This is a genomic window from Vibrio crassostreae 9ZC13 (assembly GCF_000272045.2).
Lineage (GTDB): Bacteria > Pseudomonadota > Gammaproteobacteria > Enterobacterales > Vibrionaceae > Vibrio > Vibrio crassostreae_C.
In genome coordinates, this window is sequence record NZ_AJYZ02000041.1 from 287,532 (window position 1) to 300,879 (window position 13,348).

Sequence of the window (13,348 nt, forward strand, 5' to 3'; positions counted from 1 at the left end):
TTTGAGCATAGTTCATTTCATTGTTGTCGATAAAATAGGACAGAAGGTTGATGGTGAACCGAGAGTTATGAACCTATTGAAATCAGTCGCAAACGATTTGCAGCATTGGAGTGTGATCCGCTGCAAATATTTGCAGCAATATGTGTTGATTTGTGCTCTAATACCGCGCTTACCAAGGGATGGTGTTAAAAGATACCCACTTAGATGGAGTTATCAAAGTTGACCGATCCCGTAATGATCTCCCTTAGGAAAAAATAGAACATGTCTAAGAACAAAAAATTTGATATCCGCCTTACAGAAAAACGCAACGGTTGGTGTGCAGAGATTACTCGTCAAGTAACATCTCGCAGTACTACAGTATCTAAGCGTGAGTCTGGTTTCGAAACTGAAGCTCTAGCACAAGAGTGGGCAGAGAAAGAACTAGCATCTTTCATCGCAAACCAAGCAGAACGTAACGAGCGTAAATCAGAGCAGCGTAAAGAGCGTGACGAACTACGTCACACTAAAGAGCTTAAAGCTGAGCAAGCTCGTGAAGCACGCGCTAAAGCTCGTGCAGAAGAGGAAGACGCTGAGTAATTCGGTGCACGATTAACTTATAGGTCCCTTAATTTTAAGATAAGGGACTTATAAAAAAAGCCCCAATATAGGTGACTATATTGGGGCTTTTTCGTTTGTGGAGTTCGTTTCTATTTTGCCTAAGAGCGACGGTTTTTATTTATCGCTTTTAACGTCGCTCTATCAAGCTTTAATCAGTTGTTCAGTGTGGTTAGCCAATCGTCTTCTGCTACTTCTTCAATGTAGCTTTCTACTGATTGGCCTACTTCTTCATCGTCTTGTTTGAAGTAAGCAATGTGGAATACTGCATCACCTTCGTTGACAAGAGGCAGCGTTTGCTGGCCAATCACAATACCACCTTTGGTTGTGATCACTTGGCCTTCTTCGTGGCCCAAAGGAGAGCTGATGTAAGCTAGAGTTTGCCCAGCCTCAACTTGCTCACCAAGTCTTACCATATTACGCAAGATGCCGTCTGATTCAGCGCGGATCCAGCTGGTGGATTTGCTCAATACTGGCTCTGGCAACTTCTTACGGTTAGGGCGCAACATGCCTATTTCTTTCATCACTTGATGAACGCCTAGATAGCCTGCACGAATCGCTAAAGGATCAAAACGCAGCGCTTCACCACCTTCATAAGTCAGTACCGGGATGCCCAGTTTTTCAGCTTCGCTACGCAGTGAACCATCACGCAAAGGTGAATCAATGATTACTGGCGTTGCGAACGCTTTCGCAATTCGTAATGTTTCTGGATTTGATAGGTTTGCACGAATCTGTGGCAGGTTAGTACGGTGAATAGCACCTGTATGTAGATCCAAAATGTAATCACAGTGCTTCGCTACGTTTTCGAAGAAGGTGTAAGCGATGCGTGATGTCAATGAGCCTTTCTCACTACCTGGGAAGCAACGGTTTAGGTCGCGACGGTCTGGTAAGTAACGAGATTTATGAATGAAGCCAAATACGTTTACGATCGGCACAACAATTAATGTACCTTTCAGTTTATTAGGTTCTATTGCGTTAGTTAACTGTCGTGCAATCTCAACACCGTTTAGCTCATCACCGTGAATAGCAGCGTTTACCATTAGTGTTGGGCCTGCTTGGCGACCGTGGATGATCTCAATCGGGATCGAAAGTGGAGAGTGCGTGTAAAGCTGAGCTGCCTGTAGTTCAATCTCTTTTCGTTGTCCTGGCTGAACAGTATAACCAAGTAATTCGAATGGTTGATTAGGTTTTAGTCTTGCCATTTAGGTTGTTCTCAACATGGTGATAATTCGTTAACACGGAATGTAGCAATCGTTGATTTTTAGTACGAATCAATCGCTTTACGGTGACGACAAAACTTTTTTATGGAGGGGTTTCTTAATTGGTTTCTGTTTTTGATTTAGCTAGTTAGAAGGGGGATAGAATTGTGAATTTCCTGACAATACATTGATTTAACGCTGATATTTATTGTTCGGTTGGTTGGTATTATTCACCGCCATTTTTTGGCGGCCAAATTCAAATATCGAGATCAAAATGAAAAAAACAATTTCAAAAGTTGTAGCACTAGCGGTGGTATCTGTTGCTTTATCTGGCTGTGTTGGTAGCAACGCAGTAACGGGTTACCTTATGAAGTTCAACATCAAGGCTGTTGATAACCGTTACGCTCGTGGTGGTTTGAACATGCTACTTGCACCTGCATACGGTCTAACAGTTGCTGCCGATTACCTAGTATTCAACTCACTAGAGTTCTGGACTGGTAGCAACCCACTAACAGGTGCTCCGCACATCTTTGATACTAAGACTGATACTTACCTAGACATCAACCACCAACTTGATCCGTCTCTAACGGAAGCGCCAGTGGGTCCTATCACGAGTGCAGATGTGATCGAAAAAGGTCAAATGCAGCAGATTGATGAAAACACTATCCAAATGGACATCACTTACCAATCTGGTGAGCGTGCGACGTTAATCGGTGTTCGTGAAGGCGAGATGGTAACGTACTTCATCGACGGCGAAGTAGTGGCACAAACTTCAATTGATGAGCTAGAAAGCTACGCGGCTTCACGCGCTTAATTATTTAGTCACAAGTAGCAGTGACAAAGATTAGATACAAAAACAGGTACTCATTGAGTACCTGTTTTATTTTGTTCTTAATAAACGGTGTTTACTGAAAAGTGCTATTTATTGAAGAGCCCATTTATTGGAAACACCATTTACTGAAAACACTAGCGAATCGATTTATGCTTTTTCTGGGATCGCAGCAAGTAATGCAACCATTTGGTTCCAGAACAGCTCAACTGTGTCGATCTTCACTTTCTCATCAGGAGAGTGTGGGAACTTGATCGTTGGGCCGAAAGAAACCATATCCATGTTCGGGTAAGGTTCTTTGAACAGACCACACTCAAGGCCAGCATGGATAACCATGATGTTTGGCTTGTGACCGTAGATACCTTCGTACATGTCGCGGAAGATATGCATGATCTCTGAATCTGCGTCTGGTTTCCAACCTGGGTAAGCACCAGAGAACGCGATGTTAGCGCCTGCTAGTTCAGCAACAGAGTGAAGCATACTTTCTACTTGGCTACGACCAGAGTCGATAAGAGAACGGATCAAGCAAAGTACTGTGATTGAGTTCTCTTCTGTTGTGATAACACCTACGTTTAGAGACGTTTCCACAACACCTTCAATCTCGTCACTCATACGAATCACGCCGTTTGGACATGCGTTAAGTGCCGCGATAAAGCGAGCTTGGTCTGCTGACGCAAGTGCACCCATTTCTACAGAAGCTTCTTCATTGAAAGTCACGATGCTGTCTTCTACTTTACCTAGCTCTGTTGAAAGCAGCTCAGTGTAGTAGTTGTATAGTGAAGCCAGTTTTTCTTGGTTTGCCGCAGGAACAGCAACCGTTACGAAACCTTCACGAGGGATCGCGTTACGAAGGCTACCACCTTTGAATTCGACGATGCGAAGGTCTAGCTCTTTTGCGTGACCCGCTAGGAAGCGAGCAAGCAGTTTGTTTGCGTTTGCACGACCTGTGTGGATGTCACAACCAGAGTGACCGCCTTTTAGGCCTTTTAGCGTTAGCTTACGTGTTACGAAGTCAGCTGGAATCGCATTACGAGCAATTTCAAATGTCATTGCGCCGTCGATACCGCCAGCACAACCCATGTACACTTCGCCTTCTTGCTCTGAATCGGTGTTAAGAAGGATATCGCCTTCTAACCAACCCGCTTCAAGACCGAAAGCACCAGTCATGCCTGCTTCTTCATCTACTGTTAGTAGAACTTCGATAGGGCCGTGCTGGATTTCGTTTGAAGCAAGAACCGCTAGGCAAGAAGCCATGCCCATGCCGTTATCAGCGCCAAGCGTTGTGCCTTTAGCTGTAACCCACTCACCATCAATGTATGGTTGAATTGGATCTTTAGCAAAGTCATGAACTGTGTCTTCGTTCTTTTGTGGAACCATATCGATGTGAGCTTGTAGCACTACACCTTTTTTGTTTTCCATACCCGCCGTTGCTGGCTTTTTGATGAATACGTTACCCGTTGGGTCACGACGTACATCTAGGCCTTGCTCTGTTGCCCAAGCAATAATGTATTGAGCAAGCTCTTCTTCATGCTTAGAAGGGTGTGGGATTGAGCAAATCTTATCGAAGAACTGCCAGATAGGGGCAGGGGATAATTTACTGATCTCAGAATGGAATTCAGACACGGATGACTCCTTTTTTATTTAATAACCATATATTTAGGTTTTGTATGGGGAAAAACCTAGAACAAAAATCTAAAATATGGGTCTGTTTTGATGGCAACAGCATACCACTTGAGCCTTTTGACGAGTAGCGGTTCTAAACCTCAAATAGCTCAAATTTTGAAAGCGATCTTGTCCATCTGATCACAGATAAGCTCCTTGATGCTTATAAATGGAGCAGGCAAACGTTTGTTTAATTCTATTTTGTAGTTTTATTACAAAATAAGTTTGTAAAATAACCGCAAATGGCCAAAAATGTGACGTATAGCAAAAAATACTTGTAATCTTTTTTCTTTAGGGTATATTAATAACCAACTTCTGAGATGAAGAGTAAATGCTCAAAGGATGAGTCCGTTTTATCGCCTCCAAGGAACCGAGAAATCAAATTCGTTTTTTATTGATTTATTAAGGTGATAGTTATGAAAGGTTTACCATCTGCAATGTTCTGGATTAACAGCTCTGTTTACACTAGCAACTTTGCATACCCTACAAGCTTTGGTTACTAATACCGTAAGCATGTAACTCGAACAGTTTTGTTCACCCCTATATATTGGAATTCTTTTACAGCCCTTTTGGTTGACAGATTCTACCGCCACTCAGTTTTGAGTGGCGTTTTTTTTTGCCTGCTACTTTTCCAAACCGCTTTCGCTTGTCACTTTCCTTGCTGTTCTGCGTGGTTGTTTTTTAAACGCCGAAATATCAATTTGCGCCTTATTACTGATCCTGTTGAAAAATACATAACTATTGTGAGTTTGAATTCAGAATTTACTGGCTAGATTATCAATGAAAATAACCGATGGTAGAAAAAACAACCAACTAGTTTTAGTGAGTCTATTGTTGTTAATTGTTTGTTTTTAATGGTTATTTATCGATGATATCTTCATTTTTAATCGCTTTGTTTCATACGGCATTCTGATAAATATCGATTAGAGCCTTAATTCTATCTGGAATTTGTTATTTGATAACTTTATAATCCACAGCCAATCGATTACGCAACCGTTTACTTTTTACCCTTATAGGATTCGATAATGTTCGAAAAGCTATTCAAACTCAGTGAAAATGGCACCAATGTGCGCACTGAAATCATCGCAGGTCTAACAACCTTCCTAACAATGGCTTACATCATTTTTGTAAACCCAATGATTCTAGCTGATGCTGGTATGGACCATGGCGCTGTATTTGTAGCAACCTGTTTAGCGGCTGCTATTGGCTGTTTCATCATGGGCTTTGTTGCTAACTACCCAATTGCTCAAGCTCCAGGCATGGGTTTGAACGCATTCTTTACCTACGCTGTTGTAATGGGTATGGGTTATACGTGGCAAGTTGCTCTGGCAGCGGTTTTCGTATCAGGCGTAATCTTCATCTTCTTAAGCATCTTTAAGATCCGTGAATGGATTATCAACTCGATCCCTATGTCTCTGCGTGTTGGTATCTCTGCAGGTATCGGTCTTTTCCTAGCGTTTATTGCGCTTAGCAATGCAGGCATCGTTGTTTCTAACCCAGCAACTAAAGTTTCACTGGGCGACATTACCGCGATTGCTCCTATCCTAGGCTCACTTGGTTTCTTCCTAACGATTGCTCTTGTTCACCGTGGCGTGAAAGGGGCAGTAATGATTGCGATTCTAGCTATCACAGCTCTTGGCATTGTTATTGGTGACGTTCAATACGGCGGCATCATGTCTACACCACCAAGCCTTGCTCCTACATTCATGCAGCTTGATTTCTCTGCTGTATTTGAAATCGGTATGATTTCAGTGGTATTCGCGTTCTTGTTCGTCGATTTGTTCGATACAGCGGGTACTCTGGTTGGTGTTGCAACGAAAGCAAACCTAATCAAAGAAGACGGCAAACTACCTCGCTTGAACAAAGCACTGCTTGCTGACTCTACAGCAACATCTATTGGTGCACTGCTAGGTACATCAAATACTACTTCTTATGTTGAGAGTGTTGCGGGTGTTGCTGAAGGCGGCCGTACCGGTCTAACGGCTGTTGTTGTTGGTATCTTATTCCTACTGGCTCTTTTCTTCTCGCCACTTGCAGGTATGATTCCGGCTTACGCAACATCAGGTGCACTTTTCTATGTAGCAATTCTGATGATGTCTGGCCTAGTTGGCATTGATTGGCGTGATCTTACGGAAGCAGCACCAGTCGTGGTAACATGTCTGCTTATGCCGCTGACGTACTCTATCGCTGAGGGTATCTCACTAGGTTTCATCGCTTACGCTGCAATTAAGCTGCTAAGTGGTAAAGGTCGCGACGTTTCACCTGCTGTGTGGGTAATGTCGGCTATCTTTATTCTTAAATACATTTTCGCTTAATCGTCTAGATTTCTGCTTAATCGCTGAAGAGGCTATGTTTGAAATAGCCTCTAATAACATGACAAAATTATTAGGTTTTATACTATGAGCAACAAATTCGTTATCACTTGGGACAACATGCAGACTTACTGCCGTCAACTTGCTGAAAAGCAAATGCCAGCAGAGCAGTGGAAAGGCATCTGGGCAGTAAGCCGTGGTGGTTTGGTTCCTGGTGCAATCTTGGCTCGTGAGCTAGGTATTCGTCACGTAGATACGATTTGTATTTCTAGCTACGACCACGATCACCAACGTGATATGACAGTAGTTAAAGCACCTGAAGGTGACGGCGAAGGCTTCCTAATCGTTGAAGACTTGGTTGATAGTGGTGACACTGCACGTAAGCTTCGCGAAATGTACCCTAAAGCGAAACTGATCGCTGTATGTGCAAAACCATCTGGCGCTGATTTGCTAGACGAGTACATTGTTGATATCGCTCAAGACACATGGATTGAGCAACCTTGGGATACTAGCCTAAGCTACGTAGAGCCAGTAAATCGCAAGTCAAAATAAGCGTAAACTTAGTTTTTTGAGAAATGACCCTTTATAGGGTCATTTTTTTTTATATTATTAGTGACAACCATTTCTTATTAAGTATCCCAATGTCTGAACCAGAAGAAACGAGCTCGAACCTTTCGGAAACTTTGTTTGTAAAGCACAAGCAAGCGAAAGAGACCTCAATGTTGACACAATACATGCCAAGCTCTGAAGCGCTATTGGATGAGAAACGTGAACAGCAAAACTCATCATGGTATCGAAACCTAAGACGTCTTCAGTGGGTATGGCAAGGCGTTAATCCAATAGAGCAGGAAGCGGTATTGGCTCGCATCGCGTCATCAGATAACTCTCGTACAACCGATGAGTGGCTTGATACGGTCATGGGTTACCGAAGTGGTAACTGGGCATACGAATGGACCAAGCTGGGTATGCAGCATCAAAATCGTTCTAATGAGAAGAATGGTGAAGAGATGGCTGAAGAGCTATTTTCCGCATCGTTGTGCTTCAGTATTGCGGGTTACCCACACCTCAAGAACGACAACTTGGCAGCTCAGGCTCAAGTGTTGGCCAACGCAGCGTATTCTGAAGCGATCAAGCACACTAAGTTGATCGTCAAGCAGATTGATATTCCATACCAAAACAAGAAGATCAAAGCGAACTTGCATCTAACCAAGACAGATAAACCACAACCGGTTGTGATTGTCAGCGCGGGTCTAGATAGCTTGCAAACCGATATGTGGCGCCTGTTTAGGGATTATTTAGCACCTAAGAACATTGCTATGTTAACGGTAGACATGCCATCAATAGGGCACAGTGCACATTGGCCGTTAACAGAAGACTCATCTTGTCTTCACCAAGCAGTGCTGAATGAATTGCCTAACATCCCATGGGTTGATCACCACAAAGTCGGCTTGTTTGGTTTCCGCTTCGGTGGCAATGCGATGGTGAGATTATCTTTCCTCGAGCAACATAAGATTAAAGCGTGTATTTCTTTAGGCGCGCCAATTCACGATATCTTTGTTCATGCAGACAAACTTAAGCAGATGCCTAAAATGCATCTAGATGTGTTGGCTTCGCGCCTTGGTAAAGGGGCGGTCGATATCAATAGCCTTTCTGGGCAGTTGATGGCGTGGTCACTCAAGGTACAAGGTTTGCTGTCAAACAGTAAAACCAGTGTTCCTATCTTGGCATTGGCTCTGGAAGGCGACCCGGTTTCACCGCCAATGGATAATCAACTGGTTGCTATTTACAGTGATTACGGAAAAGCGAAGAAAATCAAAGCTAAGTCAATTACACAAGGTTATGAGCAATCCCTCGAATTGGCGATAAAGTGGCTTGAGGATGAATTATTTAGATGACATTTCTCCAAAATTAGTTAAGCATGAAAAATGTACAAACTAAGTACCTGATACTCAGAGGTCATTTATAAAATCCAAATGCGTAGTTTCTACGTATAACAGTCTGAGTAACGTCATTCTTAACATTGAAAATGGAGATTCAATATGTCAGAAGTGACACAACAACCTACGCATTACCGCTTGTTGAATGTTTTAAAGGCGATCGGGCCTTACTTAAGGGAACCGCAATCAGAAGAAGGCCACTATATCTTTGATTGCTTGTCTGTATGTGTGAACGATAAAAAATCACCAGAAGAACGCGAGTTCTGGGGCTGGTGGCTGGAATTGGATAAGTCGGAAGAGGGATATTCGGCGAAGTACAATATCGGCAAGTACAACATCGATGGTAACTGGGATTCTTTGCCGTTACCTAAAAAGGCGGTCGCTGAGGTCTCTCGAACTCAAGAAGCCTTCCACAAGAAACTGGTTGATGAACTTCAAAGTAAGTTTGAAATCAGTATCCAATTAGACGAAGAGTCTGTCGAATTCGTCTAATTTTAAAGGTTACTCTTCTATATAAAGCAAAAAGGTGCGATTTCGCACCTTTTCTGCTTGTGAATTCCCCTTTTGATTGCTAAAACATCACCTCTTATTTGTTTTATCCATAAAAGACTTCATGACAACAAATCATCAAAGCGGGACAACAACACAGCGTAAAACTGTCGTTGTTAAACTGGGTACCAGTGTCTTAACTGGTGGAACATTGGCATTAGACCGCGCTCATATGGTTGAGCTGGTTCGTCAATGTGCTGAATTAAAAAAACAAGGCCACTCTGTGGTTATGGTTTCGTCTGGTGCAATTGCAGCAGGACGTGAGCACCTTGGTTACCCCGCACTTCCCAACTCAATGGCGAGCAAACAGTTGCTTGCGGCAGTTGGGCAAAGTCAGTTGATTCAAGTTTGGGAGTCTTTGTTTGCTATCTATGGCCTTAAGATTGGCCAGATGCTACTGACTCGTGCTGATCTCGATGATCGCGAGCGTTTTCTTAATGCACGTGACACGATCAACGCACTGGTTGAGCACGATATTATTCCGGTAGTAAACGAAAACGACGCAGTAGCAACCAACGAAATTAAAGTGGGCGACAATGATAACTTGTCGGCCTTAGTGGGTATTTTGTGCGGTGCTGATAAGCTTTTGCTACTAACAGACCAAAAAGGCCTGTTTACGGCTGACCCTCGTAAAGATCCAAATGCTGAGCTCATCAAAGAAGTGAAAACCATTGATGACACGCTGCGTAAGATCGCAGGTGGCAGCGGTACTACGTTGGGTACTGGCGGCATGGCGACAAAACTGCAGGCGGCTGACATTGCTCGTCGCGCAGGTATCGAAGTGATTATTGCTGCGGGCAGTGCTGAAAATGTGGTGTTTGATTCACTGAGTGATAACCCACAAGGCACACGTTTCTTGCCTTTAGCGGAAGCGCTTGAAAACCGTAAACGCTGGATTTTAGCGGGCCCTGCTTCAGCAGGTGACATCGTGGTTGACGACGGCGCAGTAAACGCAGTCAACACCAAAGGCAGCAGCTTGTTGGCGAAAGGGGTTGTTCGAGTTAAAGGCGAATTCTCTCGTGGTGAAGTTACCCAAGTCACAGACAGCAAAGGCAAAGTAATTGCGCGTGGTATCGCCAGTTATTCAAGCCAAGACCTAGCAAAAATTGCAGGCAAGCACAGTAAAGATATTGGCGACATCCTTGGATACGATTATGGGTCAGAAGTCATTCACCGTGACGACCTAGTTGTAATCCAAGAGTAGCTCGTGATGATAAGGTGAATCACCTTTTTGCATCCAAAGACAGACAGAATTTAGGGAGAGTTAAACGTGGATTTAACTAACATGGGTATCGCAGCAAAAGACGCTGCTTTCCACCTAGCGACCGCATCTACGGCGCAAAAGAATAAAGCATTGGCGATTATCGCTGATGAGCTAGAAGCAAACGCAACAACGATTTTAGAAGCGAACGCGAAAGACATCGAACTGGGTCGTGAAGCGGGTTTAACTGACGCACTGCTCGATCGTCTACTTCTTAACGAAGAGCGCTTAACCGGTATCGCTAACGATGTTCGTAACGTGATTAGCCTGAATGACCCAGTTGGCAGCGAAATTGACAGCAAAGTACTAGAAAACGGTATGTCACTGTCTCGCCGCCGCGTGCCACTTGGTGTGGTGGGTGTTATCTATGAAGCGCGTCCGAACGTAACCATCGATATTGCAGCTCTGTGTCTGAAGACAGGTAACGCAAGCATTCTACGTGGTGGTAAAGAGACGTTTTTCTCGAACATGGAACTGGTTAAGGTTATCCAGTCTGCATTAGAGAAAGCGGAGCTTCCAGCCGCTTCTGTTCAGTACATCGAGAAGCCTGATCGTGAACTCGTTTCTCAACTGCTTAAACTGGACGACTACGTGGATATGATCATTCCTCGTGGCGGCGCTGGTCTGCACAAGATGTGTAAAGAGAACAGCACCATCCCAGTAATCATCGGCGGCTTTGGTATCAGTCATATCTTCGTTGATGAAAGCGCTGATCTTGAGAAATCTGTCGATGTGGTCGAAAACTCAAAAGTTCAACGTCCATCGGCGTGTAACTCGTTAGATACACTGCTAGTGCATGAAGCGGTTGCTGAAGCTTTCCTAACTAAGCTGAAACAGCGTTTAGCCGGCAAGGTAACCTTAGTTGCTGATACCAGTGCAAAATCGCTGCTAGCGGGTTTTGAAGACCAACGTGATGCGGTTGAAGGCGACTTTGACACTGAATGGCTAAGCTACACGCTAGGCGTGAAAGTGGTAGCGGATGTGGCAGAAGCGATTGACCACATGCGTGTACACAACGCGAGTCATTCAGATGCGATCATGACCAATAGCTTAGAGAGCTCAGAGCGTTTCATTAACTCTGTTGGTTCTGCAGCGGTTTATGTGAATGCATCAACACGTTTCACTGATGGAGCACAGTTTGGTTTAGGTGCTGAAGTTGCCGTGTCTACTCAGAAATTGCATGCTCGCGGCCCAATGGGCTTAGAAGAGCTGACAAGCTACAAATGGGTAGGTAAAGCGAACTATTTAGTCCGCGGTTAACGCTGGTCGTTAATTTTACTCCTCAGCTCATTTTTGAAATGGCGGTCGAGTAGCAATAATCAATGAATCACCACACAAAAGGGCCTTAATTGGCCCTTTTTCTTTCCTAACGTTTGGCAATTCCGTTACACTGATATTCAATTATTTGGAGGTGATATGCATTGTCCTTTTTGTTCAGAGAACGACACTAAAGTAATCGATTCAAGACTGGTAGCCGATGGCCATCAGGTTCGTCGTCGCCGTCAATGCCTTGCATGTAGTGAACGTTTTACTACGTTCGAATCGGCAGAACTTGTGATGCCTAAGGTCATAAAGTCGAATGGAAACCGCGAACCATTTAATGAAGACAAAATGGTGGGTGGTGTACAGCGCGCCCTAGAAAAACGCCCAGTGAGTGCTGATGCGATTGAACTTGCGATCAGTACGATTAAGTCACAACTCCGTGCAACTGGTGAGCGTGAAGTACCAAGCGAGATGATTGGTAATCTTGTGATGGGCCAATTGAAAGAATTGGATAAAGTGGCGTACATTCGTTTTGCCTCTGTTTACCGCAGCTTTGAAGACATCCGAGAGTTTGGCGAAGAAATCGCTAAATTAGAGGATTAACTCCTCAATCATGTCAAACTTTACTCCCCTAGATTTTCAAATGATGTCGCGTGCTATTCAGTTAGCAAAACGCGGCATATACACTACTGCGCCAAACCCTAATGTGGGTTGTGTCATTGTACAAACCGACGGTCAGATCGTTGGTGAAGGTTTTCATGCCAAAGCTGGCGAACCTCATGCTGAAGTACATGCCATGCGAATGGCAGGCGACAAAGCAAAAGGTGCGACGGCTTATGTCACGCTAGAGCCTTGTTCTCATTACGGTCGAACGCCGCCTTGTGCTGAAGGTTTGATTAAGGCTCAAGTAGCCAAAGTGATTTGTGCCATGCAGGACCCAAACCCAAAAGTCGCAGGTCGTGGTATCAAAATGCTACGCGACGCAGGCATTGAGGTTGAAATCGGTTTATTAGAGCAAGATGCTCTCGACTTGAACCCTGCATTTATCAAGCGTATGCAAACGGGCATGCCATTCGTTCAGTTAAAGATGGCCGCTAGCCTTGATGGGCAAACGGCATTGGAAAATGGCCAAAGCCAGTGGATCACATCGCCAGAAGCACGTCGTGATGTTCAGAACTACCGAGCAAAATCAGGCGCTGTGTTGTCAACTAGCCAGACGGTGATTGAAGACAACGCGTCGTTGAATGTTCGTTGGGCAGAGTTGCCAAGCAGTATCAAAGGTCATTACGCTGAAGACGAGCTGCGTCAGCCGATTCGCGTGATTCTTGATCGTCAAAACCAACTGCGTCCTGAACTCAAGTTATTCCAGACTCCAACATCGGTGTTGAGAGTTGCCGAAGCGACTGCTGATATTGAAGTCGCAACCACAGATGCAGGTCAGCTCGATTTGCACGATCTGATGCGTCAATTACCTGCCAATCATATCGACCATATTTGGGTCGAAGCGGGCGCAACATTGGCAAAAAGCTTGATTGAAGAGCAGCTGGTGGATGAGCTAATCCTTTATTTAGCACCTAAACTTATGGGCAGTGACGGACGAGGTTTGATGGGTGCATTAGGGCTCACTTCAATGTCTGACGTTATTGACCTAGAAATTAAAGATGTTCGACAGGTTGGTGTGGATATTCGCATCGTTGCGAAACCCGTATTTCGAAACAGATAGTAACGAAACCACAGTGGAA

At 44.3% G+C, this 13,348-nt stretch carries 12 protein-coding genes; 10 read left to right on the forward strand and 2 right to left on the reverse strand.

The annotated features are described in order from the left end of the window. Positions 1-261: 261 nt before the first annotated feature. Positions 262-576: a DUF3622 domain-containing protein gene (locus A136_RS15720; RefSeq protein ID WP_010436335.1), complete on the forward strand. Its 315-nt coding sequence runs from the start codon at positions 262-264 to the stop codon at positions 574-576. A 173-nt stretch (positions 577-749) separates the two neighbouring features. Here A136_RS15720 and A136_RS15725 read toward each other — a convergent pair whose 3' ends face one another. Next, positions 750-1,796, reverse strand: coding sequence for a succinylglutamate desuccinylase/aspartoacylase family protein (locus A136_RS15725; RefSeq protein ID WP_010436338.1), 1,047 nt, complete (start codon positions 1,794-1,796; stop codon positions 750-752). A gap of 271 nt (positions 1,797-2,067) precedes the next feature. Here A136_RS15725 and A136_RS15730 point away from each other — a divergent pair, with 271 nt between their 5' ends. After that, positions 2,068-2,607, forward strand: a complete 540-nt coding sequence (locus tag A136_RS15730) for a DUF3332 family protein (RefSeq protein WP_017063330.1) — start codon at positions 2,068-2,070, stop codon at positions 2,605-2,607. 165 nt (positions 2,608-2,772) lie between these two features. Here A136_RS15730 and A136_RS15735 read toward each other — a convergent pair whose 3' ends face one another. After that, positions 2,773-4,245 carry an aminoacyl-histidine dipeptidase gene (locus A136_RS15735; protein ID WP_017063331.1) on the reverse strand — a complete coding sequence of 491 codons (1,473 nt, stop codon included), beginning with the start codon at positions 4,243-4,245 and terminating at the stop codon, positions 2,773-2,775. 1,064 nt (positions 4,246-5,309) lie between these two features. Between A136_RS15735 and A136_RS15740 the strand changes: the two genes are divergently transcribed. The 8 genes from A136_RS15740 to ribD all read left to right on the forward strand — a co-directional run bounded on the left by A136_RS15740 (position 5,310) and on the right by ribD (position 13,329). After that, entirely contained in the window at positions 5,310-6,599 is a 1,290-nt protein-coding gene (locus A136_RS15740; protein ID WP_017060789.1) for an NCS2 family permease, read from the forward strand. Between the two features lie 84 nt (positions 6,600-6,683). Further along, positions 6,684-7,148 carry an oxytetracycline resistance phosphoribosyltransferase domain-containing protein Tet(34) gene (gene tet(34), locus A136_RS15745; RefSeq protein ID WP_009847475.1) on the forward strand — a complete coding sequence of 155 codons (465 nt, stop codon included), beginning with the start codon at positions 6,684-6,686 and terminating at the stop codon, positions 7,146-7,148. 89 nt (positions 7,149-7,237) lie between these two features. Next, on the forward strand, positions 7,238-8,491 hold the full coding sequence (gene frsA / locus A136_RS15750; RefSeq protein ID WP_017060788.1) for an esterase FrsA: 1,254 nt from the start codon (positions 7,238-7,240) through the stop codon (positions 8,489-8,491). A 144-nt stretch (positions 8,492-8,635) separates the two neighbouring features. After that, complete coding sequence (crl, locus tag A136_RS15755; RefSeq protein ID WP_017060787.1) at positions 8,636-9,025, forward strand: sigma factor-binding protein Crl; 390 nt, start codon at positions 8,636-8,638, stop codon at positions 9,023-9,025. Between the two features lie 76 nt (positions 9,026-9,101). Further along, entirely contained in the window at positions 9,102-10,286 is a 1,185-nt protein-coding gene (proB, locus tag A136_RS15760; protein ID WP_012604650.1) for a glutamate 5-kinase, read from the forward strand. Between the two features lie 66 nt (positions 10,287-10,352). After that, complete coding sequence (locus tag A136_RS15765) at positions 10,353-11,603, forward strand: glutamate-5-semialdehyde dehydrogenase (RefSeq protein ID WP_017060786.1); 1,251 nt, start codon at positions 10,353-10,355, stop codon at positions 11,601-11,603. A gap of 156 nt (positions 11,604-11,759) precedes the next feature. Then, positions 11,760-12,209 (forward strand): transcriptional regulator NrdR, encoded by a 450-nt coding sequence (nrdR, locus tag A136_RS15770; RefSeq protein ID WP_004734394.1) that lies wholly within the window; start codon positions 11,760-11,762, stop codon positions 12,207-12,209. Positions 12,210-12,249: 40 nt separating this feature from the next. After that, positions 12,250-13,329: a bifunctional diaminohydroxyphosphoribosylaminopyrimidine deaminase/5-amino-6-(5-phosphoribosylamino)uracil reductase RibD gene (gene ribD / locus A136_RS15775; protein WP_017063332.1), complete on the forward strand. Its 1,080-nt coding sequence runs from the start codon at positions 12,250-12,252 to the stop codon at positions 13,327-13,329. The last annotated feature ends 19 nt before the right edge of the window (positions 13,330-13,348 follow it).